Source organism: Streptomyces sp. NPDC014894 (assembly GCF_043080985.1).
Lineage (GTDB): Bacteria > Actinomycetota > Actinomycetes > Streptomycetales > Streptomycetaceae > Streptomyces.
In genome coordinates, this window is record NZ_JBIBWD010000004.1 from 544,304 (window position 1) to 570,444 (window position 26,141).

19 protein-coding genes are annotated in these 26,141 nt (G+C 73.3%); 12 read left to right on the forward strand and 7 right to left on the reverse strand.

Annotation, left to right across the window (positions count from 1 at the left end; all coding sequences use genetic code 11):
- Positions 1 to 42: 42 nt before the first annotated feature.
- The 4 genes from ACF089_RS13290 to ACF089_RS13305 form a co-directional block, all read right to left on the reverse strand.
- Complete coding sequence (locus ACF089_RS13290; RefSeq protein WP_392025569.1) at positions 43 to 312, reverse strand: hypothetical protein; 270 nt, start codon at positions 310 to 312, stop codon at positions 43 to 45.
- Between the two features lie 337 nt (positions 313 to 649).
- On the reverse strand, positions 650 to 877 hold the full coding sequence (locus tag ACF089_RS13295; RefSeq protein ID WP_392025571.1) for a DUF3107 domain-containing protein: 228 nt from the start codon (positions 875 to 877) through the stop codon (positions 650 to 652).
- Between the two features lie 132 nt (positions 878 to 1,009).
- Positions 1,010 to 1,663 (reverse strand): TetR/AcrR family transcriptional regulator, encoded by a 654-nt coding sequence (locus ACF089_RS13300; protein ID WP_392025573.1) that lies wholly within the window; start codon positions 1,661 to 1,663, stop codon positions 1,010 to 1,012.
- 145 nt (positions 1,664 to 1,808) lie between these two features.
- Positions 1,809 to 2,081: a hypothetical protein gene (locus ACF089_RS13305; protein WP_392025574.1), complete on the reverse strand. Its 273-nt coding sequence runs from the start codon at positions 2,079 to 2,081 to the stop codon at positions 1,809 to 1,811.
- 209 nt (positions 2,082 to 2,290) lie between these two features.
- Here ACF089_RS13305 and ACF089_RS13310 point away from each other — a divergent pair, with 209 nt between their 5' ends.
- From ACF089_RS13310 to moeZ, 10 genes are all read left to right on the forward strand, one after another.
- Positions 2,291 to 3,256, forward strand: a complete 966-nt coding sequence (locus tag ACF089_RS13310; protein ID WP_392025576.1) for an alpha/beta fold hydrolase — start codon at positions 2,291 to 2,293, stop codon at positions 3,254 to 3,256.
- Positions 3,257 to 3,265: 9 nt separating this feature from the next.
- A complete protein-coding gene (locus tag ACF089_RS13315) occupies positions 3,266 to 4,723 on the forward strand; it encodes a DUF3152 domain-containing protein (protein ID WP_392025578.1) in 1,458 nt (485 codons plus the stop codon).
- Positions 4,724 to 4,849: 126 nt separating this feature from the next.
- Complete coding sequence (locus ACF089_RS13320) at positions 4,850 to 4,945, forward strand: Ms4533A family Cys-rich leader peptide (RefSeq protein WP_351551261.1); 96 nt, start codon at positions 4,850 to 4,852, stop codon at positions 4,943 to 4,945.
- A 225-nt stretch (positions 4,946 to 5,170) separates the two neighbouring features.
- Positions 5,171 to 6,895, forward strand: a complete 1,725-nt coding sequence (locus ACF089_RS13325) for an ABC transporter substrate-binding protein (protein WP_392025580.1) — start codon at positions 5,171 to 5,173, stop codon at positions 6,893 to 6,895.
- On the forward strand, positions 6,892 to 7,872 hold the full coding sequence (locus tag ACF089_RS13330; protein WP_392025582.1) for an ABC transporter permease: 981 nt from the start codon (positions 6,892 to 6,894) through the stop codon (positions 7,870 to 7,872). The genes ACF089_RS13325 and ACF089_RS13330 overlap by 4 nt, the downstream gene beginning before the upstream one ends.
- Positions 7,869 to 8,858: an ABC transporter permease gene (locus tag ACF089_RS13335; protein ID WP_392025584.1), complete on the forward strand. Its 990-nt coding sequence runs from the start codon at positions 7,869 to 7,871 to the stop codon at positions 8,856 to 8,858. The genes ACF089_RS13330 and ACF089_RS13335 overlap by 4 nt, the downstream gene beginning before the upstream one ends.
- Positions 8,855 to 10,648, forward strand: coding sequence for a dipeptide ABC transporter ATP-binding protein (locus tag ACF089_RS13340; RefSeq protein WP_392025585.1), 1,794 nt, complete (start codon positions 8,855 to 8,857; stop codon positions 10,646 to 10,648). The genes ACF089_RS13335 and ACF089_RS13340 overlap by 4 nt, the downstream gene beginning before the upstream one ends.
- A 1,035-nt stretch (positions 10,649 to 11,683) precedes the next feature.
- The gene (locus tag ACF089_RS13345) at positions 11,684 to 12,652 is read left to right on the forward strand and encodes an NAD-dependent epimerase/dehydratase family protein (RefSeq protein ID WP_392025587.1); all 969 of its coding nucleotides are present in this window, start codon (positions 11,684 to 11,686) and stop codon (positions 12,650 to 12,652) included.
- The gene (locus ACF089_RS13350) at positions 12,640 to 13,422 is read left to right on the forward strand and encodes a spherulation-specific family 4 protein (protein ID WP_392025589.1); all 783 of its coding nucleotides are present in this window, start codon (positions 12,640 to 12,642) and stop codon (positions 13,420 to 13,422) included. Before ACF089_RS13345 ends, ACF089_RS13350 begins: the two co-directional genes overlap by 13 nt.
- A 63-nt stretch (positions 13,423 to 13,485) precedes the next feature.
- The gene (gene moeZ / locus ACF089_RS13355) at positions 13,486 to 14,664 is read left to right on the forward strand and encodes an adenylyltransferase/sulfurtransferase MoeZ (RefSeq protein WP_392025590.1); all 1,179 of its coding nucleotides are present in this window, start codon (positions 13,486 to 13,488) and stop codon (positions 14,662 to 14,664) included.
- A 153-nt stretch (positions 14,665 to 14,817) separates the two neighbouring features.
- On the opposite strand, the gene ACF089_RS13360 is transcribed toward moeZ, so the two are convergent.
- The 3 genes from ACF089_RS13360 to ACF089_RS13370 form a co-directional block, all read right to left on the reverse strand.
- On the reverse strand, positions 14,818 to 16,407 hold the full coding sequence (locus ACF089_RS13360; protein WP_392025592.1) for an alpha/beta hydrolase: 1,590 nt from the start codon (positions 16,405 to 16,407) through the stop codon (positions 14,818 to 14,820).
- Positions 16,408 to 16,702: 295 nt separating this feature from the next.
- Entirely contained in the window at positions 16,703 to 18,292 is a 1,590-nt protein-coding gene (locus ACF089_RS13365) for an alpha/beta hydrolase (protein ID WP_392025593.1), read from the reverse strand.
- A gap of 541 nt (positions 18,293 to 18,833) precedes the next feature.
- On the reverse strand, positions 18,834 to 21,758 hold the full coding sequence (locus ACF089_RS13370) for a lysylphosphatidylglycerol synthase domain-containing protein (RefSeq protein ID WP_392025595.1): 2,925 nt from the start codon (positions 21,756 to 21,758) through the stop codon (positions 18,834 to 18,836).
- Between the two features lie 215 nt (positions 21,759 to 21,973).
- Between ACF089_RS13370 and ACF089_RS13375 the strand changes: the two genes are divergently transcribed.
- Together ACF089_RS13375 and ACF089_RS13380 are read left to right on the forward strand one after the other, a co-directional pair.
- Positions 21,974 to 22,318 carry an MGMT family protein gene (locus tag ACF089_RS13375; protein ID WP_392025742.1) on the forward strand — a complete coding sequence of 115 codons (345 nt, stop codon included), beginning with the start codon at positions 21,974 to 21,976 and terminating at the stop codon, positions 22,316 to 22,318.
- 167 nt (positions 22,319 to 22,485) lie between these two features.
- Positions 22,486 to 26,103 carry a UvrD-helicase domain-containing protein gene (locus tag ACF089_RS13380; protein WP_392025597.1) on the forward strand — a complete coding sequence of 1,206 codons (3,618 nt, stop codon included), beginning with the start codon at positions 22,486 to 22,488 and terminating at the stop codon, positions 26,101 to 26,103.
- Positions 26,104 to 26,141 lie beyond the last annotated feature (38 nt).

Sequence of the window (26,141 nt, forward strand, 5' to 3'; positions counted from 1 at the left end):
GGACGGCATGTCAGCTCTGCTCCGAGGAATCCGGACGAGGGCTCAGTAGCGCAGCGCCCCGCGCAGCCGCCGCGCGGGCGGCCGCAGCAGCAGCGACAGCAGAACGGCTCCGATCAGCACCGCGCCGACCAGCGTCCCCACCAGATGCCCGGGGCCGAGTGCCAGATGGGTCACCCAGAGGCCGAAGAGCGCGCCGACCGGGCCCGTGAGAAAGACCACCCGGCGGGCCGGGAGACGGGCGGAGAGCCGGCGGTCGGCCGCCCAGGCGAGGGCGAGGCCGAGCAGGACTGAACCGAGCACTTCCAGCAGCACTGCTGATCACCTCGCGCGCACGGGCAGGGATGGGGCGGTCACAGCCCGTACTACCCGCTGACCTCGGAAAGCAACCCTCCGACGGGGGCGAACGTGCGAAGATCCGGGGCGGGTTCGCCCGCCCCGCGCCCCGCGCCCCGAAGCCGTCCCGCGCCCCGAGCCCCGAGGCCGCCCCGCCCCGAGCCCCGAGGCCGTCGCTTCCCGCGCTCCCCGGCCCGCCGCCCGCCGGACCCCCGGCCCGCCGGGCCCCGCCGGGAACGCCCCGCGACACGCCAGGGGCCCGGACGGAAGAACTCCCGCCCGGGCCCCTTGGCCGTACTTCTCTCTCCGGAGCGCCCTAGAGCGCGCCGAAGCCCACGCGCCGTGCCGCGGGCTCACCGATCTCGACGTAGGCGATCCGGTCCGCCGGAACCAGGACCTTGCGGCCCTTGTCGTCCGCGAGGCTGAGCAGCTGCGCCTTGCCGGCCAGCGCCTCACCCACCGCGCGCTCGACCTCCTCGGCGGACTGCCCGCTCTCCAGAACGATCTCCCGGGGCGCGTGCTGCACGCCGATCTTGACCTCCACGGCTATGTCCCTCCGAACGGTCGGTGCGTTTGCGCGGTCAGCCGCGCCGTACCCCGCACACATTAGCCGGGCCGGAGCGGCGGCCGACCGCCCCGGGGGAACGCCAGGAGCGAACAACCCCGGCGCCCGGGGTCACTGCTGCTCGCCGCCCGCCTCCGAGCCGTGCAGCGGGAAGCCCGCGATGCCCCGCCAGGCGAGCGAGGTCAGCAGCTGCACGGCCTGGTCGCGCGGGATGCCCGAATCGCTGGAGAGCCAGTATCTGGCCACCACCTGGGAGACCCCGCCGAGGCCCACGGCGAGCAGCATCGACTCGTCCTTGGAGAGACCGGTGTCGCCCGCGATCACATCGGAGATCGCCTCCGCGCACTGGAGGGAGACCCGGTCGACCCGCTCGCGCACGGCCGGCTCATTGGTCAGGTCCGACTCGAAGACCAGCCGGAAGGCGCCGCCCTCGTCCTCCACATAGGCGAAGTAGGCGTCCATGGTGGCCGCCACCCGCAGCTTGTTGTCGGTCGTCGACGCGAGCGCGGTGCGCACCCCCTGGAGCAGCGCCTCGCAGTGCTGGTCGAGCAGGGCGAGATACAGGTCCAGCTTGCCGGGGAAGTGCTGATAGAGAACGGGCTTGCTGACGCCCGCGCGCTCGGCGATGTCATCCATCGCGGCCGCGTGGTAACCCTGCGCCACGAACACTTCCTGGGCCGCGCCCAGAAGCTGATTCCTGCGGGCTCGGCGTGGCAGGCGCGTGCCTCGCGGGCGCGCCGCCTCTGTCTGCTCGATGGCTGTCACGCCGCCTCCCAAAATTGTTCCGTGCGCGCTGTGCGCAGCGCCGCCATCGTACTTTTGGGTAACGCGGGCATGCGCGTCGCGGACGCAGAATTTCACGGACCGGACAGCCGTGGCAGCTCCCTATTCAGGGGCAAAGAGGGGCACGTCACCGATAGTCGTCCTCATCGAGACCTACCACGCGTGCCTGCTCGACCGCGTCCGCCTCGCTGGCGGTGTCCGGATCGATGTGGGTCAGGGGCTCGTCCCCCTCTGGGCGCACCTCCGTCCGCTGTTCCACGGCATCGGCTTCGGGGACCCCGTCGCCGAGCGGCTCGGCCTCACGGCGCGCCGTGTCCGCGTCGTCCGCCTCGTCCGCGGAGCCGCCGCGGCGCTCGTCCTGCTCGTCGAAAGCCTTCGGGTCGGTGGGATCGACAGCCATACGGCACCGCTTTCCCTGAAGCGTGGGACCTCATCCCTTCGTGGCCCGGCGCGGTCCGGTTGATCCCGCCGGATCCCTGCCGGGAATCCGCTGCGGCGGGCCGCGCGTACGGTCCACCTCCGAGCCTAGAAGCTCAAGGGGCACGGCGCTATGCGATGTGTGACGCCGAACACACGAATTGCGGTGTGATCGTCTCGTAACATTGCCGCATGTCTTCGACCGAGCTGCCCGGCGTCCCCGCCGTCACCGCCGCCGCGGTCCCCAGGGTCGCGACCGTGCGGGTCGCCGAGGGCGAGGAACTGCGCTCGGTCGCGCTCTCGGGGCTCACCCTGTCGGTACGGTCCCGGCCGCCGGCGCGCGACGGACTGCCGCCCGCCCTGTACCTGCACGGACTGGGCGGCTCCTCGCTGAACTGGTCGGCGGTGATGGCGCTGCTCGCGGACGCGGTGGACGGCGAGGCCGTCGACCTCCCCGGCTTCGGCGACTCGCCGCCGCCGGGCGACGGCGACTACTCGGTCACCGGGCACGCCCGCGCGGTCATCCGCTATCTCGACGCCCGCGACCGGGGCCCGGTCCATCTGCTGGGGAACTCCCTCGGCGGCGCGGTCGCCACCCGGATCGCCGCCGTCCGCCCCGATCTGGTCCGTACCCTCACGCTGGTCTCCCCCGCCCTCCCCGAGCTGCGGGTCCAGCGCACCGCGGTGCCCACCGCGCTGCTCGCGCTGCCGGGCGTCGCCCGCCTCTTCGGCCGGGTCTCCCGGGACTGGACGGCCGAGCGGCGCACCCGCGGAGTGATGGCGCTCTGTTACGGGGACCCCGCGCGGGTCTCCGAGGAGGGGCTGCGCCACGCGGTCCAGGAGATGGAGCGCCGGGGTGAACTCCCCTATTTCTGGGAGGCGATGACCCGTTCGACGCGCGGTATCGTCAACGCCTACACCCTCGGGGGCCAGCACGGACTGTGGCGGCAGGCGGAGCGGGTGCTCGCGCCGACCCTGCTGGTGTACGGCGGACGGGACCAGCTCGTCGCGTACCGTATGGCGCGCAAGGCGGCGCTCGCCTTCCGGGACTCGCGGCTGCTGACCCTGCCGGACGCCGGTCACGTGGCGATGATGGAGTATCCGGAGACGGTCGCGGAGGCCGTGCGGGAACTGCTCGACGACACCGCTAGGAGCTGATCGGAGCCCGTGGGACGACACAGTCGCAAAGGCCCGGCGCCCAAGTCCGTTCCCCCGAAGCCGGGGTCCGGCGCCGCCGGGGCCGGCAGGTCCGGCGGCGGGCCGGGTGAGCCGTACCCGCAGGCGCAGCAGGCGTACCCGCAGGCCCAGGCCCACGCGCAGACGCAGCCGTATCCCCAGTCCCAGCCCCACGCGCAGCAGCAGCCCCAGGCGTCCCCGCGGCCCCAGGCGTACCCCGCCGGGGCGGCCGGGACCGGACGGCGCGGACGTCCGCCCGCTCCCGGCGGTCCCGCCGCCGCCGAGCACCGGACGCCGGCGCAGGGCGCACCGCCGCCGATGACCCGCGGCGGCCATCCCGAGCAGTACGAGGCGGGCGGCGGCTGGGGCGATGCCGGGAGCGCCCGGCCCGCCCCCGGGGGACGCCGGATACCGGGCCCGCGCGGCGAGTCCGCCGCCGCCGGTCACGGCTCCGGCGCGCCCGCCCGGCCCGCCGATCCGTACGCCTCCGTCACCGACTGGACCGACGAACCGCCCGCCGGCGCCGGAGCGGAAGCGGACGCGCCGGCCGGGCCGCCGCCGCCCGGCGGAGCCGTCCCGGGGCAGCGGACCGGAGGCGGCAAGGACCCCAAGGACGTCAAGGAGCCCAAGGGCGGCAAGGGCCGTGCCTTCACCGGGATCGCGGCGGCCGCCGTGACCACCGTCCTCGCCGTCGTGGTGGCCGGACAGGTCGCCGAGGACGCCGACCGGAGCCGGGGCACGACCGCCGCCGGACCGGACCGGGGCGAGGACGACGCCGCCTCCCGCTCCCAGAAGAGCCGTCCCGCCCCCTCGCCGGCCGGGCAGAAGGACGAGACGGCGGTGGCCCCCACCTATGCCCAGCTGATGGCCAAACGGTTCCCCATCGACCGGAACGGCAAGGCGGACGGCACCTTCGAGGTCGTCCCCGGCCACGACCGGGCGCCCGGCGGCGGCAACAAGGTCAGCTATCGCGTCGAGGTCGAGAAGGGCCTCGACATGGACGGCGAGCTGTTCGCCTCGGCCATTCAGCGGACCCTGAACGACGACCGCAGCTGGGCCCACAAGGGCGCGATGACCTTCGAGCGGATCTCCTCCGGCGAACCGAGGTTCATCATCACGCTCGCGAGCCCCGCGACGACGGACGTCTGGTGCGCGAAATCCGGACTGAACACCTCCATCGACGATGTGAGCTGCGACTCCGCCTCCACCGACCGCGTGATGATCAACGCCTACCGCTGGGGCCAGGGCTCGGAGAGCTACGGCCCGGCGGCGATGCACGCCTACCGCCAGATGCTCATCAACCACGAGGTGGGCCACCGGCTCGGTCACGGCCATGTGAACTGCGACACCGAAGGGGCGCTCGCCCCGGTGATGCAGCAGCAGACGAAATCACTGAACATCGACGGGGTCGAATGCCGCCCCAACCCCTGGCCCTATCCCGGCAGTTGAGGGATTCCGGGCCGCAGCGCGCCATGCGCTCCCCGGCGCGCCCCCTGTCCGCGATCCGGGACGGTCGTCTCAGAAATGACCGTCAAAGCTTTGACATCGGCGGCGGGGTCGTCCATATTTCTCGGCATGTCGCACCGTCACGCCGCCTCCGAACGCGCCGCCATTGAGCTGGCGCTCATCGGCGTGACCGGGCACAGCGTGGCCGACATCCACTGTCGCTGACGCCTGCCCGAGCGCGCGCCGGCCGATTCCGAGCCGGCCCCTTCAGCCCGAATTCCCCGCCTCCGAGGCCGAATTCACCCGAAGGCCGCGCCTGGGCGTTCCCACGTCCGCAGGCGCGGCATTCCTGTTCCTCCGTGCGCTTTCCCGCGCACCCTCTCGCCGACGCCTGTGCGGACGTCCCGTCGATTCCCGTGCTCTCCCGGCCCCATGAGAGGTCCTTCTCCGATGCGTCAACTGTCCGTCATATCCCGCCGTGTGGCAGCGGCCGCCGTCAGCCTCGTCGTGGTCTCGTCCGCCGCCGCCTGCGCCGGGCCCCAGGACGACGACGCCAAGGACGGCGGCACGGCGGCCGGCGACAAGCCCCGCCCGGGCGGCACGCTCACCGTCCTCAACAGCGAGCCGCAGACCGACTTCGACCCCGCCCGGCTCTACACCTCGGGCGGCGGCAACGTCCCCTCGCTCGTCTTCCGTACGCTGACCACCCGCAACCGCGAGGACGGCGCCGCCGGCACCGAGGTCGTGCCCGACCTCGCCACCGACACCGGACGCCCCAACAAGGACGCCACGGAGTGGACGTACACCCTCAAGGACGGGCTGAAGTACGAGGACGGCACCCCGATCGTCGCCGCCGACATCAAGTACGGCATCGAGCGCTCCTTCGCCGCCGAGCTGTCCGGCGGCGCGCCCTATCTGCGCGACTGGCTCATCGGCGGCGACGCCTACCGGGGCGCGTACAAGGACAAGAAGGGCCTGGCGTCGATCGTCACGCCCGACGAGAAGACCATCGTCTTCAAGCTGCGCAAGCCCGAGGGCGAATTCCCCTACCTCGCCACCCAGACCCAGTTCACCCCCGTGCCCAAGGCCAAGGACACCGGCACGAAGTACGAGGAGCGCCCCCTCTCGTCCGGCCCGTACAAGGTGGTGAAGAACGAGGGCGACGGCGAGCGGCTGGTGCTGGAGCGCAATCCGCACTGGTCCGCGAAGACCGACCCCGAGCGCAAGGCCTACCCCGACACCATCGACGTCGTCTCCGGACTCGACTCGGCCGTCATCAACCAGCGGCTGTCCACCGGCTCCGGGCCGGACGCCTCCGCCGTCACCACCGACACCAACCTCGGCCCGGCCGAACTCGCCCGCGTCGGCGGCGACAAGGAGCTGGCCGGCCGGGTCGGCACCGGCCGCTTCGGCTATGTCAACTACCTCGCCTTCAACCCCAAGGTGAAGCCCTTCGACGACATCCGGGTGCGCCAGGCGATCTCGTACGCCATCAACCGCACCAGCGTCGTCAACGCGGCCGGCGGCTCCGCCCTGGCCGAGCCCGCGACCACCTTCCTGCCCGAGCAGAAGGCCTTCGGCCATGTCCCGTACGACCACTTCCCGGCCGGGAAGACCGGTGACCCCGAGAAGGCGCGGAAGCTGCTGAAGGAGGCCGGGCACGAGAACCTCACCATCAAGCTGACCCACTCCACCGAGCAGAACCGGCAGACCAGCCCCGAGGTCGCCACCGCCGTCCAGGAGGCGCTGAAGAAGGCCGGCATCACCGTCGAGCTGGACGGACTGGAGAACAACGCGTTCAACGAGGCCCGCTGGACCGCCAAGGACGGACCCGGCTTCTTCCTCTCCCGCTGGGGCGCGGACTGGCCCTCCGGAGCCCCCTTCCTCGCGCCGATCTTCGACGGCCGGCAGATCGTCAAGGACGGCTCCAACTACAACCACGCGCAGCTGAACGATCCCGCGGTCAACAAGGAGATCGACGAGATCAACAAGCTGACCGACCTGGACGCCGCCGCCCAGCGCTGGGGCGCGCTCGACCGGAAGATCGGTGAGCTGGCGCTCGACGTCCCGCTGTTCCACCCCGTCTACAAGCGGCTCTACGGCAAGAACGTCAAGAACATCGTGATCAGCGACTGGACCGGCGTCCTCGACATCTCGCAGGTCTCGGTCAAGTGAGCACGAGTCTCGATCTCCCGGCCGCGGACGCCGCCCACCCGGCGCCCGCGGCCGGCGGCGCCCTGCGGCGGGTCCTCGCGCGCCCCTCGGCGCTGATCTCCGCCGGGGTGCTCGGGCTGCTGGTGTCGGCCGCGCTCGGCGCGCCGCTGCTGGCCGCCCTGGCGGGCCAGGACCCCAACACGTACCACGACACGCTCGTCGACTCGGCGCGCGGCGGCGTCCCCGTCGGCCCCTTCGGCGGGGTGAGCGCCGAGCACTGGCTCGGCGTCGAACCCGGCACCGGACGCGATCTCTTCGCCCGGCTGCTCTACGGGGCCCGGATCTCGCTGCTGGTCGCGGCCGGGGCCACCCTGGTGCAGACGGCGATCGGCGTCGCCGTCGGACTCGCGGCGGGGCTCGGCAACCGCGTCGTCGACGGCGTCCTCAGCCGCGCCACCGATGTGATGGTGGCGCTGCCGATGCTGGTCCTCGGCATCGCCGCCACCGCCGTCGTCCCCGCCGACTTCCCCCGCCCGCTGCTGCTGATCCTCATCATCGGCGCGCTCGGCTGGGGCGGAATGGCCAGAATCGTCAGGGCGCAGACGCTCAGCCTGAAGCGGCTGGACTTCGTGGCCGCCGCACGGCTCGGCGGCGACCGCCCCTGGCGGGTGGCGCGGCGCGAGCTGCTGCCGTCGCTCGCCGCCCCCGTGATCACCTACGCGGCGATCCTGCTGCCGGTGAACATGGTCGTCGAGGCGTCGCTGTCGTTCCTCGGCGTCGGGGTCAAACCGCCCACGCCGTCCTGGGGACAGATGCTCTCCAGCGCCCAGACCTGGTTCCGCGCCGACCCCATGTACGTCCTGCTCCCGGCGGGGCTGCTCTTCGTGACCGTCCTCGCCTTCACCGTCCTCGGCGACGCGGTGCGCACGGCACTGGACCCCAGGGAGGCGAGCCGGCTGCGGATCGGCACCCGGAAGGAGCGGAGGGAGACCTCATGACGGGCTTCGTCGTCAAACGGCTCGGCGGCGCGGTCCTCGTGCTGCTGGTGCTGTCCGCGCTGATCCACGCGCTGTTCTATCTCGTCCCCGGCGACCCGGCCCGGCTGGCCTGCGGGGACCGCTGCTCGCCCGAGCAGATCGCCCAGGTCCGCGAGCAGCTCGGCCTCGACGAGTCGGCGCTCGCGCAGTACGCGAACTTCCTCCAGGGCGTCGTCGCCGGACGCGACTACAGCACCGGCACCTCCGTCCAGCACTGTGACGCGCCCTGCCTCGGCTTCTCGTACCAGAGCGATCAGCAGGTCACCCAGGTCATCCTGGAACGGCTGCCCGCCACCGCCTCGCTCGCGCTGGGCGCGATGGCGATCTGGCTCCTCGTCGGCGTCGGCACCGGACTGCTCTCCGCGCTCCGGCGCGGCGGGATCACCGAACGGGTGCTCACGGTGGCCACCCTGGCCGCGACCGGGACGCCCGTCTTCATCCTCGGACTGCTGCTGCTCATGGTGGTCTGCGCCTATCTCGCCTGGCTGCCGTTCCCGTCCTATGTGCCGCTCGGCGAGGACCCCGAGCAGTGGGCCTGGAACATGCTGCTGCCCTGGCTGACGCTCGGCCTCTTCGAATCCGCGAAGTACGCCCGGCTGACCCGCGCCTCGACGCTGGAGACGCTCACCGAGGACCATATCCGTACCTTCCGGGCGTACGGGGTGGGGGAGCGGGCGATCGTCGGACGGCACGCCCTGCGGGGAGCCGTACCGCCGGTGATCGCGCTCAGCGCCCTCGACCTCGGGACGATGTTCGGCGGCGCGGTGCTCACCGAGTCGCTGTTCGGCATCCCCGGGCTCGGCAAGACGCTCATCGACGGAGTACGGGTGATCGACCTGCCGATGGTGGTGGGGGTGGTGCTGGTGATCGGCGCCGCCGTGGTGCTGGCGAACGTGGTCGCGGATCTGCTGTACGCGGCCGCGGACCGAAGGGTGGTCCTTTCATGACGACGGCACTGGTGGAGGTCGCGGACCTCGCGGTGGAGTTCTCGGACGGCACACGGGCGGTCGACGGGCTGTCCTTCACCCTGCCCCCGGGCCGGGCCCTCGCGCTCGTCGGCGAGTCCGGCAGCGGCAAGAGCACCGTCGCGGGCGCGCTCCTGGGGCTGCACCGCGGCACCGGCGCGCGGATCTCGGGGAGCGTGCGCGTCGGCGGTACGGACGTGGGCGCCGCGAGCCCGGCGCTCCTGCGCGAACTGCGCGGCGGCGTCGCGGCGATGGTCTTCCAGGACCCGCTCTCCTCGCTGGACCCGTACTACGCGATCGGCGACCAGATCGCCGAGGTGTACCGGGTGCACAGCCGGGCCTCCCGGCGGGCGGCCCGGGCCCGGGCCGTCGAGGTGCTGGAACGGGTCGGCATCCCGGACGCGCCCCGGCGCGCCCGCTCCCGCCCGCACGAGTTCAGCGGCGGGATGCGCCAGCGCGCCCTGATCGCGATGGCGCTCGCGTGCGAACCCCGGCTGCTCATCGCGGACGAGCCGACGACCGCCCTCGATGTGACCGTGCAGGCGCAGATCCTGGATCTGCTGTACGGGCTGCGCGAGGAGACGGGGATGGGGCTGCTGCTGGTCACCCATGACGTGGGGGTGGCGGCGGAGAGCGTGGACGAGGTGCTGGTGATGAAGGAGGGGAGGGAGGTCGAGCGGGGGCCGGTGGGGGAGGTGCTGACGTCACCCCGGCGGCTGTACACCAAGACCCTGCTGGCGGCCGTGCCCAGGATCCCGGACGCGGGGGCGGAGCCGTCCTCGGCGCGGGGTCCGGCGGGTGTGCCCGGTCTGTCGGGTCCGGCGGGTCGGCCCGGTCCGGCGGGTCCGGCGGGTCTGTCGGGGCCGTCGCGTCCGCCGGCGGTGCCGGGGCCGCGCGGCGGGGGCGGGGCTTCGGCGCGGCAGGACCCCGGGGGCACGGCGCGGGAGGACTCCGGGGAGGCGCTGCTCGAAGTCTCCGGGCTGCGCCGGGAGTTCGGCGGCGGACGGAACCGGGTCGTCGCCCTGGACGACATCGGCCTCGCCGTCCACGCCGGAACCACCCTCGGCGTCGTCGGCGAGTCCGGCAGCGGCAAAACCACCCTCGGCCGCATCCTCGTACGCCTCCTCGACCCCACCTCCGGCCGGATCCGCTACCGCGGCGAAGAGATCGGAACGCTCTCCGAGAAGGCCCTGCGGCCCTATCGGCGCGAACTCCAGATGGTGTTCCAGGACCCCGTCGCCTCCCTCAACCCCCGCCGCTCGATCGGCGATTCCGTCGCCGATCCGCTGCGCGCCGCGGGCGTCCGCGACGAACGGCTCGTCCGGCGGCGGGTCGGCGAGTCCCTGGAACGGGTCGGACTCGACCCCGACCGGTACGCGGCCTATCCGCACGAGTTCAGCGGCGGGCAGCGCCAGCGCGTCGGCATCGCCCGCGCCCTGATCGCCGAACCCCGGCTGATCGTCTGCGACGAACCCGTCTCCGCGCTCGACGTGACCACCCAGGCCCAGGTGACCGGATTGCTGCGGGAGCTCCAGCGCGATCTCGGTCTGGCCCTCGTCTTCATCGCGCACGACCTCGCCGTCGTCCGGCAGATCAGCGACCGGGTCGCCGTCATGCGCCACGGCCGCGTCGTCGAACAGGGCACGGTGGACGAGGTGTACGGCGCGCCCCGCGACCCGTACACCCGGCAGCTGCTCGCCGCCGTCCCCGCGCTGGACCCGGGGCTGGCCGACGCCCGCCGCTCCGCCCGCAAGGAGCTGGCCGCAGCCTGACCCTCCGTAATCGAGTGGCCCCTTAGCGCGACAGAACGCGACCGGGGGGCGAAAGTTACGAGCATTCACCCCTTCCGGTGGCGCGACGGACAACCGTCCGTCGCGCCACCGCCGTACCGGCTTACGGTCTTTGCGCTGCGCGTCGCCGGACGGCGGCGGCCGTTTCACCAGGGAGATCGGGGGTGCGCTCAGTGCGGATCGGACTGCTCACCGCTGGTGTCCGGATGTGCGCACCCGGTGACTTCGCGGTGCGGCGCGACCTCCTCGCCCCCTTCGCACGCGGGCGCGCACCGCTTCCGTTCGACGCTCCGTACGGCCCGTGCGCACCGCCGGACCGCCCGTACGGCCCCTGCCGCGTGCCGCCGGGCGGCTCGTCCGGCCTCCGCGTACGGGCGGATCGCCCGTACCGCCCCTGTCGCGCGCCGGTGAACCGTCCGTACGGCTCCTGTCGCGCGTCGGCGAACCGTCCGTACGGCTCCTGCCGTGCGTCGGCGAGCCGTCCGTGCGGCTCCTGTCGCGCGTCGGCGAACCGCTCGTACGGCGCCGTCCGGCCGCCCCGGATCCCGTCCCCGGCCCCCGTCGGTCCGGTCCGCCCGGCTTTCGATCGATACGCCCGACGCGGCGCCGCTCGCGGTCGCGGGACGCGGGCCGGGCTGGCCAAACGCTTCTGCGGGAGGGGCCCGCTCGGCGAGACCGGGGCCGGGAGCACCCGCGGCGGTCCGCTGCCGGGCCCCGGTCCCGGGCCCGTCGGAGCGGCCCGGGCCTCCCGTCCGGTCGCGGCATTTCACGGCATTCACCCGGACCCGGCCCCCGCCCCGCTCCCGGCGGACGCGGTGGGCGAGGCCCCGGCCCACACCCGGCAGACCACCTGAGACCGGCCATCCGAGAACAGCCACCCGAGACCGGCCCCGCGGACCGTCCGAACCGGTCCGGCGGCCGCACACCACCGCCACCCGAAGAACGCTGAGGAGAAACCGACATGACCGCCCAACCCCAGTCCCAGTCCCCGGCCCGCCGGCACAGAGGGGCCGCGCGATGAGGGTGCTGCTGCTCGGAGCCAACGGATTCCTCGGCCGCTTCGTCGCCGACCGGCTGCTCGCCGACCCCGCCGTCCATCTCACCGCGCTCGGCCGGGGCGACGACGCCGACGTCCGCTTCGACCTCGCCGGAGGCAGCCCGGGCGCGCTCACCCGCTTTCTGAGCGCCGTCCACCCCGGCGTCGTCATCAACTGCGCCGGAGCCACCCGAGGCGGCGCCCGCGACCTCACCCGGCACAACACCGTCGCCGTCGCCACGGTCTGCGAGGCGCTGCGCCGCAGCGGCTGCGGAGCCCGGCTCGTCCAACTGGGCTGCGCCTCCGAGTACGGCCCGTCCCAGCAGGGCTCCTCCACCGCGGAAGACGCCATTCCGAGGCCCGGCGGCCCCTACGGCGTCAGCAAGCTCGCCGCCACCGAGCTGGTCCTCGGCTCCGGCCTCGACGCCGTCGTCCTGCGGGTCTTCTCCCCCGTGGGGCCCGGCACCCCGGCCGGCTCCCCGCTCGGCCGGCTCGCCGAGGCGATGCGCCGCGCGATGCAGTCGGGCGACGGCGAACTCAAGCTCAGCGGACTCGGCGTCCAGCGCGACTTCGTCGATGTGCGCGATGTCGCCCGCGCGGTGCACGCGGCCTCGCTCTCCGCCGCCCAGGGCGTCGTCAACATCGGCACCGGCCGCGCGGTGCGGCTGCGGGACGCCGCCGCCGTACTCGCCAGGGTCGCCGGCTACGCGGGCGCGCTCCACGAGCTGGACACCCCGCCCGGCCGGCCGCTCTCGCCCGGCATCGGAGCGCCGCGCTCCGAATCCGTCCTCGAACATCTCGCCGCCACCCCGGTCCCCTACCCGGACGGCTGCGGCAGCTGGCAGCAGGCCGATGTGCGCACCGCCCGCGACCGGCTCGGCTGGCGGCCCAGGATCAATCTGGAGGAGTCCCTCGCCGACATCTGGATGGAGGCGGCATGCCGCATCTGACCACCGCCGGGGCCCCGTTCCCGGCGGCCGGGGCCCGGGCGGCGGGGCAGGACGGCGGCTGGGGAAGACTCGGCATCGGCATCCCCGGCTATGCCCATCCGCTGCTCGCGCCCGCCGAGTGGACCGGGCTGACCCGGCCCGGGGCGCCGCTCCACTGGGTCGTCCTCAATGTCGCGGGCGGCCCGGGGGACCGGCCCGACCCGCACTGTCTGACGGCGGCGGGCCGGCTGAACAACGCGGGTGTGCGGGTGCTGGGCCATATCGACCTGGCCCATGGCGCGCGGCCCTTCGGCGAGGTGGTCGCGGACGCCCACCGTTATACGGAGTGGTACCGCGTCGGCGGCTTCCTGCTGGACCGCTGCCCGGTCGAGCGGGACCGGCTGGCGGCCGTCCGGCGGACGACGGCGACCCTGGAAGCGCTGCTGGACGGCGGCCATCTCGTCCTCGGTCACGGCGCCCATCCCCACCCCGGCTACGCGGAGGCCGCCGACCAGCTGGTGACCTTCTCGGGGCCGTGGGCCGACTATCGCTGGTCGCAGGTGGCGGAGTGGACGGCGGACTACCCGCCCGAGCGATTCGCCCACTTCGTCCACGGAGTGCCCCGCACCCATCTGGAGGAGGCCACCCGGATCGCCCGCTGGCAGGGCGCGGGCACCATCTTCTTCACCGACGAGGTCCGCCGACAGAGGGTGCAGGTCGGGCCATATGAGACGGTGCCCGGCTACTGGGACGAAATCGTCTCGCAGATCGGACCGGGTGTCTCGGAATGAGGGGACGCGTGGCAGTGTTACGAGGGAACAACCGTACTGACTTATCGACGCAACGGAGTCCCCGTGTCGCTGCCACCCCTGGTCGAGCCAGCCGATGAGCTCACCGTTGACGAGGTTCGCAGGTACTCCCGCCACCTGATCATTCCGGATGTCGGAATGGACGGGCAGAAGCGGCTGAAGAACGCCAAGGTGCTGTGTGTGGGCGCCGGGGGCCTCGGCTCGCCGGCCCTGATGTACCTCGCCGCCGCCGGTGTCGGCACCCTCGGCATCGTGGAGTTCGACGAGGTCGACGAGTCGAACCTGCAGCGCCAGATCATCCACAGCCAGGCCGACATCGGCCGCTCCAAGGCCGAGTCCGCCAAGGACTCGGTCCTCGGCATCAACCCGTACGTGAACGTCGTCCTCCACGAAGAGCGGCTCGAGGCCGAGAACGTGATGGACATCTTCGGCCAGTACGACCTGATCGTGGACGGCACGGACAACTTCGCCACCCGCTATCTGGTCAACGACGCCTGTGTGCTGCTGGACAAGCCGTACGTCTGGGGCTCCATCTACCGCTTCGACGGTCAGGCCTCCGTCTTCTGGTCCGAGCACGGACCCTGCTACCGCTGCCTCTACCCGGAGCCCCCGCCGCCGGGCATGGTCCCGAGCTGCGCCGAGGGCGGCGTCCTCGGAGTGCTCTGCGCCTCCATCGGCTCCATCCAGGTCACCGAGGCGATCAAGCTGCTGGCCGGGGTCGGCGACCCGCTGGTCGGCCGGCTGATGATCTACGACGCCCTGGAGATGCAGTACCGCCAGGTCAAGGTGCGCAAGGACCCCGACTGCGCGGTCTGCGGCGAGAACCCCACCGTCACCGAGCTGATCGACTACGAGGCCTTCTGCGGCGTCGTGTCCGAGGAGGCCCAGGAGGCGGCGGCCGGTTCCACGATCACTCCCAAGCAGCTCAAGGAGTGGATCGACGAGGGCGAGAACATCGAGATCATCGATGTCCGCGAGGTCAATGAGTACGAGATCGTCTCGATCCCCGGCGCGAAGCTGATCCCCAAGAACGAGTTCCTGATGGGCACCGCGCTCGCGACCCTGCCGCAGGACAAGAAGATCGTCCTGCACTGCAAGACGGGTGTCCGCAGCGCGGAAGTCCTCGCGGTGCTGAAGTCGGCGGGCTTCGCCGACGCCGTGCACGTCGGCGGCGGAGTGATCGGCTGGGTCCACCAGATCGAGCCGAGCAAGCCCGTCTACTGACCGAGCCGTACCCGGCCCGCCCACCGGCCGGCCCCGAAGGCCCCGGACCGTTCTCCAGGTCCGGGGCCTTCGCGCGCCCGCCCGAGCACCCGGCGGGCGGCCGGGGCGGGGGACCGGGGGCGTCCGGGAGCGGAAGGCCCGGGCCGGAGACCTCTAGGAGCAGACCTTGCCGTTCGGCGGTATCTTCCCGTCGAGCAGATAGGCGTCGATCGTGCGGGTGGCGCACTCGGACGTGCCGTACGCGCCATGGCTGTCGCCCTTGTTGGTGACCAGCACGCCCACGCCCTCGCCCAGCTCGTCCGCCATCTTCTTCGCGCCCTCGTACGGCGTCGCCGAATCGCCCGTGGTGCCCACGACCAGGATCGGGGCCGCGCCCTCGGCGGAGACCTCGGGCTTCTCCCACGCGCCGGGCACCGGCCAGTCCGCGCACCAGCCCGCCAGGTCCCAGGCCAGGAAGGGGCCGAAGACCGGCGAGATCTCGGTGAACTCGGCCAGATAACGGGACTTCACCTGGTCCGTCGTCATCCGGCCCTTGCTGTCGGCGCAGGATATGGCGCGCTGGGAGTGGTCCTGCGTCGAGTACTTCCCGTTCTGGTCGCGGTTGTTGAAGGAGTCGGCGAGCATCAGCAGCTGGGTGCCGTCACCGCCCTCGGCAGCCTTGAGCGCGTCGGTGAGATACGGCCACTGCTTCTCCGAGTACAGCGGGAGGATGATGCCGGCCAGCGCGTGATTCTCGGTGAGATCGCGGTCCGAGTCGGTGGGCAGCGGCTCGCGGTCCACCTTCTCCAGCAGCTTCACCACCCGCTCGGTGCCCTCGTCCGCCCCGATGCCACGGCTCTTGAAGTAGTTCTCCAGGGTCCGCTGGAAGCCGAGGACCTGATTGCGCGCACCGCCCGCGAAGTCGGCGGTGGGGTCGACCACCGCGTCCAGGGCGAGCCGTCCGACCCGGGACGGGTACAGATGGGCGTAGACCGCGCCCAGCTCCGTGCCGTAGGAGAAGCCCAGATAGTGCAGCTTTCCGTCGCCGAGGACCTGGCGGATCAGATCCATGTCGCGGGCGGCGCTGGTGGTGCCGATGTGCGGCAGGACCTTGCCCGACCTCTTGGCGCAGCCCGCGCCGAAGGCACGGGCGTTCTCCATGTAGGCCCGCTCCTCCCCGGCCGTGTCCGGGGTGCTGTCGAGCCGGTGCGCGGCCTCGGTCTGGGCGCTGTCGCGGCAGACCACGGCGGAGCTCTGCGCGACGCCGCGCGGATCGAAGCCGACGAGGTCGTAGCGGCCGCGAAGGGTCTCGAAGTCATTTCCCGAGCTGGGCAGCGAGGCGACTCCGGAGCCGCCGGGACCGCCGAAGTTGAACAGCAGGGAGCCGATGCGGCGGTCGGAGTCCTTCGCCTCGGCGCGGATCAGGGCGATCCCGATGGTCTCGCCGGACGGCTCGCGATAGTCGAGCGGGGCCCGCAGCGTGGCGCACCGCCACTGCTCCCCGGGCCGCTCGGCATAGCCGCCGTGCGCCGCGACGGGAGCCTCGCACCGCTTCCAGTCGAGCTTCTGGCCGGTGAGCGCGGCGGGCAGCGCGGCCCCGCCGGGGCCCGTGCCGGGCCCGTCCGCCGGGGCCGAGGAGCCGCTCTTCTCCCGTGCGCCGGGCCGGTCGTCACCGCCCGTGTCCGAGCCGCCGCCGCAGCCGGCCACCGTCCCCGCCAGCAGCAGCGCCGCCGCCAGGGCCCCCGCCCCTACCCTCATGGTCATGTGGCCCCCCAGGCTCTCACTGTCCCGCCATCCTAAGCAGGGGCACTGACAGTGACTGCGGGGGAGGGCCCGCCCGCCCGGGGCCGTGCCCCGACCGGGCCTAGGGTCTTTCTTTTGGATCAGGCCGGATCAGGGAGCGGGGCCTGGTGCCGTGCATCGCAAGGCGGAGGAATGAGTCCATGCGGTGGGGGTACCTCCCGCGCCGCCAGGCGCAGGGGGCCATCGGCGATTGACGACAACGCGGCGAGGTGCGGTGCCAGGGCACGCGAGCCCGGCAAGATCCGAAAGAGAGGCCCTAGGTGCAGACGGTCCCCGACGCGGGAGCCCTGCCGTCCAGCAGATAGTCGTTCACGGCGTCCCGCACGCACTTGTTGCCGCCGTTGTACGCGCCGTGCCCCTCGCCCTTGTAGGTGAGTTCGACGCCGACTCCCTCGCCGAGCGCCTCGACCATCGCCTTCGTCCCCTCGTACGGCGTCGCCGGGTCGCCGGTCGAGCCGATGACGACGATCGGGGCCGAGCCGGGCGCGGAGACGTCGGGGTGCTCCCACTCGCCGGGGACCGGCCAGCCGTCGCAGCCCATCAGGCCCCAGCCGAGGAACTCGCCGAAGATGGGCGACGCCGCGCGGAACTCGGGCAGCCTGGCCTTCGTTTCCCCCAGGGAGTAGCGGCCGCTGAAGTCCGCGCAGGAGATGGCGGTGTTGGCCGCCGCGCTGTTGTCGTAGTGGCCGGTCTCGTCACGGCCGTTCATCAGATCGGCGAAGGTGAGCAGCAGTCCGCCGTTGCCGCCGTCGGCCTCGTCGAGCCCCTGTTCCAGATACTTCCACAGCTCCTTGGCGTAGAGCGTCTGCGCGATGCCCGTGGTGGCGAGCGTCTGGGTCAGATCCCGTTCCCCGATCGCCGGGATCGGCCTGGCGTCGAGCCGGTCGAGGAGATCGACGACCCAGTCCTGGATCGCCTCGACCGAGTCGCCCGGCAGCAGGCACTCGTCCCCCCGGTCCAGGCAGTCCTCGGCGAAGTTCTCGAAGGCCAGCTGGAAGCCCTTCACCTGGCCGAGGGAGGACTGTTCGGCGGTCTTGGTCGGATCGACGGAGGCGTCGAGCACCGCCCGTCCGACGCGCTCGGGGAAGAGATGGGCGTAGACGCCGCCGAGTTCGGTGCCGTACGAGATGCCGAAGTAGTGGAGCTTGTCGTCGCCGAGGACCTGGCGCATGAGATCCAGGTCGCGGGCGGCGTTGGAGGTGCCCACATGCGGAAGCTCCGTGCCGGAGTTCTCCTCGCAGGCGTCGGTGTACGACCGCTGGCTCTTCCGGTACGCCTCCTCCTCGGCGGCGTCGTCGGGCGTCGCGTCCTTGGCGTAGTACGCGTCCAGCTCCCGGTTGCCCTCGCACTCCACGGGGACGCTGCGGCCGACGCCGCGCGGGTCGAAGCTCACCAGGTCGTAGCGGGTGCGCAGATCGGCGAAGTCCTCGCCGAAGCCGGGCAGGGAGGCGACTCCGGAGCCGCCGGGTCCGCCGAAGTTGAAGATCAGTGAGCCGATACGTTTCTGCTGGTCGACGGCGACGGCCCGGATCAGCGCCAGCTCCATGGTCTCGCCGTCGGGCTTGCCGTAGTCCAGGGGCACATCCATGAAGGAGCACTCCCAGTTCGTGCCCCCGGGCAGCGGGGAGGGGGCCGGACCGCCCCCCTCCGCCTCGGACGGCGCGGGGCACTTGCCCCACTGGAGCTCCTGGGCCGCGAGCGCCTTCAGCCCGCCCGCGCTCTTGGTGGCGGCGTCCCGGCCGCCGTCCCCGCCCTGATCGCCGCTGTCGGAGCAGCCGGCGGCCAGCAGCACGGTGAGGGAGGCGGTGAGGGCCACGGCGCGCAGGGCGGAAGAAGTGGTCGGCATGCCCCCATCCTGCGCCGCCCCGGTCCCCCCTGCCCCCGATGGGGGCCATGCGGGTGCCCCCCGCCCCCGCGCCTCAATCGCCGGCGGGGCTTGAGGGTGGTGGTGCCTTTCAGCCCGTCCGGCGTTTGAGGACGGACCCGCGCCCCGGCGGCGGTCACCGCACGCGGGCCCGGCCTTGCGTGGGGCCTGCTTGCGCCGGGTCGGGTGTTGATGCTGCGGGTTTGACTGTGCGCCTCGATCGTCGGCGGGGCTGGTTTTGCCGGGCCGGGTGGTGGCGTTCTCAGCCTGTCCGGCGTTTGAGGACGGACCTGTGTCACGGGGGTGGTCGCCGTGCTGGGGCCTGTGCGTCTTGAAGTCGCTTGTCTCGGTGCTGCGGGTTTGACTGTGCGCCTCGATCGTCGGCGGGGCTGGTTTTGCCTGGCCGGGTGGCGGCGTTCTCAGCCCGTCCGGCGATTGAGGACGTACCCGCGCCACAGGGGCGGTCACCGCACGTGGGCCCGCGCGCCAGGAGCCCTGCCCGCATGCACGCACCCCCACCCCCCTACAGCGCCCCCTTCCGGGTCAGGTGGTTGAAGACGAACCACCCCGGCAGCACCGGCAGCCACAGCGTCAAGGTGCGGTAGAGGAGCACCGCGGGGGTGGCGACCTCCTTGGGGACGCCGGCGGCGAAGAGGCCGATGATCAGCGCGCCCTCGACCGCGCCGACGCCGCCGGGCGTGGGCGCGGCGGACCCGAGCGCGTTGCCCGCGAGGAAGACGACCGCGAGGGTCGCGTAGCTCAGCGGCTGGGTGCCGTCGCCGAAGGCGCGGACCGAGGCGTCCAGACACATCACGAACACCCCGGTCAGCATCAGCATCCCGCCGATGCCGGTCAGCAGCTTCACCGGCCGCTGGAGCACGTCCAGCATGCGCGGCACGACCCCGGCGAACAGCGACCGCAGCCGGGTGACCACGAACTTCCGCAGGAACGGGATCGCCGCCACCACCAGCACCAGCACCGCGACCGTCAGCAGCCCCGCGATCACCGTCCTGGACGGATTGAGCGACGGGGTCTTCTCGGTGCCGGTGAGATAGCCGAAGGTCAGCAGCAGCAGGATGTGCGCGCCGAGCCCGAAGAGCTGCGACGCGCCCACACTCGCCACCGCGAGCCCCGGCCGCACCCCCGCGCGCTGGAGGAACCGGGTGTTCAGGGCCACCCCGCCGACCGCCGCCGGGGCGACGATCTTCACAAAGGACCCGGCGACCTGCGCCGCCACGGTCCTCGGGAACGGCACCCGCTCGGGCACGAAGCCCAGCAGGCTCATCGCCGCCGCCACATAGCTGAGCGCCGAGAACGCCGCGGCCGCCGCCACCCAGCCCCAGTGCGCGTGGCTGAAGTCCGCCACGAAGTCATTGCCCGCGATCTGCGTGAGCAGGAAGTACGCGGCGATCGCGCCCGCGATCAGACTGAAGAGCGTCTTCGGTCTGATGCGCTCCAGCCGCACCGGCTCCACCGGCGCCTGCGGCCTGATCAACAGCACCTGATGGCGGATCTGGGAGAGCAGATCCTCCTCGCGCGCCTCGTCCATGGCCTCGTCCATGGCGCGCTTGTCGGCCTGTTTCTCGGCCCGCTCCGACTTGCGGAGGGACTTGCGCCCGTCGTCGGCCGCCGCCGCCCTGGCCGCCTCGGCACGGGCCCGCTTCGCCTCGGCGGACCGCTCCAGCACCGCTTCCCGCTCACGCTCCGCGCGCTCCCGGGCCAGCTTGCGCAGGGTCCCGCGGGCCGAGCGGGTCAGCGCCAGCGGCTGGAGCAGCGGCAGGCAGTCGGCGACGCTGTCCGGCCCGAGGACCTCGACGGCGGTGGCCACCGCCCGCTCCGCGCCCACCCGCAGTCCGATGGTGGTGAGCAGCTGCGCGATGTCCATCCGCAGCACCACGTCACCGGCCGCGATCTCCCCGCCGCGCAGATCGGTGAGGATCACCTCGCCGGTGCGGCGGTCCACCAGGATCGCGTCGCCGTTGAGTCTGCGGTGCGCGATACGGCGCGACTGGAGCGCCTTCACCTGCCGCCAGGCCCCGTGGATCACCTCGTCGGTGATCTCCTCGTCGTCCATGGCGTCCAGCGACTGCCCGCCCAGGTGCTCGTACACCAGCATGACGGCGTCGGGCCCCAGCTCGGAGGTGGCGATCAGCTTGGGGGCGTTGGCGCCGGCGGCGATCGCCGCGTACGCGAGCAGCGCCTCCTGTTCGAGGGCCTGGCGCAGCGACTGGAGCGAGCGCCGGGTGGTGATGGAGCGCAGGGTGAGCCGCCGCCACACCCGGTAGAAGAAGCCCTGGGCCTGCTGCTCCCGGTCCACGACGGTGACGTCGAGGGGCGGTCCGTCCTCCAGGGTGACCAGATAGCGGCGTCCCCGGTCGTTCTGCTCGGCCGGGGTCCGCTCGCCCTCGGCCCCGTTCGCGGCGGTGAGGACGTCCTCCGCGCGCATCGCGGTGACCGGGTGGAAACCGACATGGCGCAGACCCGCCAGCAGGGTCTGCCCGGTGGGGCGGACGTTCGGCGAGCCGACGGCGTAGAGCGTCCCGTACGCGACGGTCCAGCCCAGCAGCACGGTGAGGATGATCGAGAAGGGGGTGGTGTACCCGGCGACCAGCATCGCGAAGGCGTCCAGGAGCAGCACCACCCACAGCACCACGCGCCAGCGGGGTCTGCGGGCCATCCCGACGGCCGTCATATAGGCGATGACGGGGGCGAGGTATCCGTGGACGGGGTCGGTCAGCTCACCGTTGTGGTGCAGGGTGAGGGCTTCCTGGATGCTGCCCGGCGCGGCCTTGGCGACCCAGAGATCGGTGGCGAGGGTGATGCCGTGGGCGAGCACGGCCGCGAGGACGCCGTCGGCGATCCGCAGCCCGTCGCGTTTGACCAGCCGCTCGATGGCGAAGGCGACCGGGACCAGCAGAACGGCGATGGAGGAGACCAGTCCGGCCATCTTGACCAGCAGATCGGGGGCCTGGCCGGTGCCCTTGCTGATGTCGGAGGCGAGGCCGGTGGCGGTGCCCTGGGCGAAGGCGGCGACGGCGAGCACCACGGCGATCGCCAGGATCCCGCCGAGCAGGCGCATCAGGTCGGAGGGCCGGTGGACCCGGGCGGCGAGCAGGGGCTCGTCGCCCGAGACCCGGTCGGCCCCCGATACGTCGGGAACGTCCGCGCAGGCGTCGTCCCGGTCCTCGCCGGCGGCCGTTCCGCCGGTGGGCCGCCGCTTCCTCAAGGACGTCTTCCCGTCCTCGCCGCCGGGCCCGCGCCCGCCGGCCGCCGCTCCGCCGTCGCCGTCCGGCTCCCGGCCGGGGCGCGACGGCCCGTCCGCCGGGCCCGCGGGCGCACCGGAGGAGCCGGCGTCCGCCCCGGGCGGGCCGGCGTCCGCTCCGGAGGGGGCGGGCTCCTCCGGGTACGACTCGGACCCGGGGGTGCCGGCCGCCTTGTCAGGCTGCACGCCCCGCTCCTTCGCCGTCTCGGTCTCTTCTTGATCTCGTATCACCAGTCACCGCCCGCACGATGGTGGCACGACCGGACGGCGGACGGGGGAACGAGGGGCTGATGCGGGGGCGCGAGCGGTGCGAAATACATCACTTCAGCTGGGGAATCGGCGTCCGCGCCCGCTTCGGCCGTCCACAGGCCCCGGGGGCGTTGTCGGTGGCGTACGGCAGGATGGGCGGGGTGGAAGAGCTGCCGGAGTACGCGGAGAAGGTGCTCGAAGTCGCCGAGCTGATCCCGCCGGGCCGGGTGATGACGTACGGCGACATCGCCGAATGGCTGGGCGAGGGAGGGCCGCGCCAGGTCGGCCGGGTCCTCGCTCTGTACGGCGGGGGCGTGCCCTGGTGGCGCGTCGTCCGCTCGGACGGCAGCCTGCTGCCGGGCCATGAGCCGAGCGCCCTCGCGGAGTACCGCGCGGAGGGCACACCGCTGCGCGCCGCGCCGCGGAGCGCGGAGGGACATGTGCCGCGCCTCGATATGAAGCGGGCGCGGTGGGACGGTGAGGGCGCTCACATATGACAGCTTCCGCCCATCGCCGGCGGGGCGGGCGCCCGGACGACCGTACGGAGTACGCGCGCTGTGCGCCCGGAGCGCCGCACGCACCCCCCGCGCTGGCGTAGCGTCGTCGGCACGCGGCACGCGCCGCTCCTTCAGTACCAGCAGACCCATCAGGACCGGCGATCCACGTGAGCTCCTCCTCCACCACCGGACGTCCGCCGTACCAGCGACAGGTACGGCGGCGGACCCCGGGCGCGTACCGGCTGGTGCGTACGCCGCCGGGCGCCGTGGGCTCTCCTCAGCTGGACGCGGCCCAGCGCGCGGTGGTTGACCACACCTCGGGACCGCTTCTGGTGCTCGCGGGACCCGGCACCGGCAAGACCACCACTCTGGTGGAGGCCGTGGCCTCCCGCGTGGCCCGCGGGGCCGACCCGGCGCGGATCCTCGTGCTCACCTTCAGCCGCAAGGCCGCGGTGGAGCTGCGCGACCGGATGGCGCTGCGGCTCGGCGGCGCGCGGGGCCCGCAGGCCACCACCTTCCACTCGTTCTGCTACGCCCTGGTCCGCGCCCACCAGGACGCGGACCTCTTCGCCGAACCGCTCCGGCTGCTCTCCGGACCCGAGCAGGATGTGACCGTACGGGAGCTGCTCGCCGGTCAGATCGATCTGGAGGCGCACGGGCTCGCGCGCGAGCAGTGGCCCGACGAGCTGCGGGCCTGTCTGACCACCCGGGGGTTCGCCGACGAGGTGCGGGCGGTGCTGGCCCGCAGCCGGGAGCTGGGCCTCGGCCCCGACTCGCTGCGCCGGTTCGCGGTGCGGACCGGACGGCCGGACTGGAAGGCGGCGGCGGCCTTCCTCGCGGAGTATCTGGACGTTCTGGACATGCAGGGCGTGCTCGACTACGCGGAGCTGGTGCACCGGGCGGTGCTGCTGGCCGAGCGGACCGCGTCGCCGCACGCGTTCCCGTACGACATGGTCTTCGTGGACGAGTACCAGGACACCGACCCCTCCCAGGTGCGGCTGCTCCAGGCGCTCGCGGGCGGCGGGCGGACCCTGGTCGCGTTCGGCGACCCGGATCAGTCGATCTACGCCTTCCGGGGCGCGGACGTGAACGGCATCCTGGACTTCCCGGACGCCTTCCGGCACGCGGACGGCACCCCGTCGGCGGTCGCGGTGCTCACCGTCTCGCGGCGCAGCCGCGAGCGGCTCCTGGACGCGACCCGGCTGCTGACGCGCCGGATGCCGCTGACCCGGCTGCCCTCGGAGAAGGTCCGCGCGCACCGGGAGCTGGCGGCGGTCCGCGGCGGCGGCGCGGTCGAGACGTACACCTTCCCGACGCCCTCGGCCGAACTCGACAACATCGCCGACATCGTGCGCCGCGCCCATCTGGAGGACGGCGTCCCCTGGCACGAGATGGCGGTCCTGGTCCGGGCGGGCAGCCGCACGATTCCCTCGATCCGGCGCGCCCTGACCTCGGCGGGCGTCCCCCTGGAGGTCGACGGCGCGGACGTGCCCCTGCGGCACGAACCCGCCGTCGCCCCGCTGCTGACCGCCCTCCGCTCGGTCGCCGCGGCGGCCACCGCCGCCACGGGACCCGCGCCGCGCGCCGAGCCCTCGGGGACGGCCCCGGCAGACGCCGGCCGCGAGCCCGGAGGCTCCGGCGAGCCCGCCGCCGTGGCCGACTCCGGCGCGCCCGCCCCCCTGGCCGACTCCGGCGGTGACACCGAGCCGGCCACGGAGACCGCCCTCGGTAAGGAGACCGCGCCCGCCGCCGAGACCGCGCCCGTCACGGAAACCGGCACCGGCACCGAAGCCGAAGCCGAAGCCGAGCCCGATCCCGGCACCGGCACCGAAGCCGAGCCCGAGCCCGAGCCCGGCACCGAAACCGAGCCCGATCCCGGCACCAGCACCGACCCCCGACACCAGGACCCCGCCCCCTGGCTCGACACCGAGACCGCGCTCACCCTCCTCGCCTCGCCCCTCGCCGGCATGGACAGCGCCGATCTCCGCAGGCTCGGCCGCGCGCTCCGCGACGAGGAGCGGACGGCGGGCAATCGCGTACCGCCCCCCTCCGACCTCCTCATAGCGCGCGCCCTCGCCGAGCCCGAGCGGCTCGTCGCCCACGAATCGTCGTACGCCTTCGGAGCCCAGCGGCTCGGCAGGCTGCTGCGCACCGCCCGCGAACTCCTGGAACGCGGCGGCACCGCCGAAGAGGCCCTCTGGGCGCTGTGGGACGGCACCGGCTGGCCCGACCGCCTGGAGCGGGCCGCCCGGCGCGGCGGCGCGGCCGGCCGCAACGCCGACCGCGACCTCGACGCGGTCTGCGCGCTCTTCGACACCGCCGCCCGCGCCGAGGAGCGCACCGGCGGCCGCGGCGCGCTCAACTTCATCGAGGAGATCGAGGCCCAGGACATCGCCGCCGACACCCTCTCCTCGCGCGAGACCCGCCCCGACGCCGTACGGCTGATGACCGCCCACCGCTCCAAGGGCCTGGAGTGGAGCCTGGTCGTCGTCGCGGGCGTCCAGGAGGGCCTGTGGCCCGACCTCCGCCGCCGCGGCTCCCTCCTGGAGGCCGACCGCATCGGCCGGGACGGCCTCGCCGAGCCCCTCACCCCCGGCGCGCTCCTCGCCGAGGAACGACGGCTCTTCTACGTCGCGGCCACCCGCGCCCGCGACCGTCTCGTCGTCACCGCCGTCAAGGCCCCCGCCGACGACGGCGACCAGCCCTCCCGCTTCCTCACCGAACTCGGCGGGGAGCCGAAGGACGTCACCGGCCGCCCCCGCCGCCCCCTCGCCGTCCCCGCCCTCGTCGCCGAACTCCGCGCCACCACCGTCGACCCCGAGGCGACCCCGGCCCTGCGCGACGCCGCCGCCCGCCGCCTCGCCTCCCTCGCCGCGCTCACCGACGACGAGGGCCTGCCCCTCGTGCCGGCGGCCCACCCCGACCGCTGGTGGGGCCTGGACGAACCCACCCGCGCCGAGACCCCGCTGCGCGACCGCGACCAGCCCGTCGCCCTCTCCGGCAGCGCACTGGACCAGCTCGCCAACGCCTGCGCCCTCCAGTGGTTCCTGGGCCGCGAGGTCAAGGCGGACGCCCCCGCCACCGCCGCCCAGGGCTTCGGCAACGTCATCCACGTACTCGCCGACGAGGTGGCCTCCGGCCGCACCCCCGCCGATCTGGCCGTGCTCATGGAACGGCTCGACTCCGTCTGGGACGCCCTCGTCTTCGACGCCCCCTGGAAGTCGCGGCAGGAGAAGGAACACGCGCGCGCCGCCCTCGAACGCTTTCTGAGCTGGCACGTCATGGACCGCGGCCGCACCCCCGCCGCCACCGAGCACGGCTTCGACGTCACTCTGGAGGCCGGGGAGTACGCGGTACGCGTCCGGGGCTCCATGGACCGGGTCGAGCAGGACGCCGAGGGCCGCGCCTACGTCGTCGACTTCAAGACCGGCAGACAGGCCCCCACCGGCGACGAGGTCGCCCGCCACCCCCAGCTCGCCGTCTATCAGCTGGCCGTGCGCGAGGGAGCCCTCGGCGGGGAGCCCGGCGATCCCCGCCCCGAGCCCGGCGGCGCGGAACTCGTCCATCTGCGGCAGGGAGCCGCCAAGAAGGAGGGCGGCGACGCCCTGCCCAAGGTGCAGACCCAGCCGCCGCTCACCGGCGAGTGGGTCGGCGAGCTGCTCGCCACCGCCGCCGGACGCGTCCTGGACGAACGCTTCACCCCCTCCACCGGCGCGCACTGCGCGAACTGCGCCTTTCGCGCCTCGTGCAGCGCACAGCCCGAGGGCCGCCACATCGTCGAATGACCGGCCGGGCTCCGGCCCGGGCGGGCCGGAGTGTCAGA

Coding starts and splice junctions, on each gene's coding strand:
- ACF089_RS13320 (WP_351551261.1), top strand. CDS start 4,850: ATGTCGCACCGTCACGCCGCCTCCGAACGCGCCGCCATTGAGCTGGCG.
- ACF089_RS13345 (WP_392025587.1), top strand. CDS start 11,684: ATGAGGGTGCTGCTGCTCGGAGCCAACGGATTCCTCGGCCGCTTCGTC.
- ACF089_RS13365 (WP_392025593.1), bottom strand. CDS start 18,292: ATGCCGACCACTTCTTCCGCCCTGCGCGCCGTGGCCCTCACCGCCTCC.
- ACF089_RS13310 (WP_392025576.1), top strand. CDS start 2,291: ATGTCTTCGACCGAGCTGCCCGGCGTCCCCGCCGTCACCGCCGCCGCG.
- ACF089_RS13305 (WP_392025574.1), bottom strand. CDS start 2,081: ATGGCTGTCGATCCCACCGACCCGAAGGCTTTCGACGAGCAGGACGAG.
- ACF089_RS13340 (WP_392025585.1), top strand. CDS start 8,855: ATGACGACGGCACTGGTGGAGGTCGCGGACCTCGCGGTGGAGTTCTCG.
- ACF089_RS13375 (WP_392025742.1), top strand. CDS start 21,974: ATGGGCGGGGTGGAAGAGCTGCCGGAGTACGCGGAGAAGGTGCTCGAA.
- ACF089_RS13350 (WP_392025589.1), top strand. CDS start 12,640: ATGCCGCATCTGACCACCGCCGGGGCCCCGTTCCCGGCGGCCGGGGCC.
- ACF089_RS13325 (WP_392025580.1), top strand. CDS start 5,171: ATGCGTCAACTGTCCGTCATATCCCGCCGTGTGGCAGCGGCCGCCGTC.
- ACF089_RS13360 (WP_392025592.1), bottom strand. CDS start 16,407: ATGACCATGAGGGTAGGGGCGGGGGCCCTGGCGGCGGCGCTGCTGCTG.
- ACF089_RS13335 (WP_392025584.1), top strand. CDS start 7,869: ATGACGGGCTTCGTCGTCAAACGGCTCGGCGGCGCGGTCCTCGTGCTG.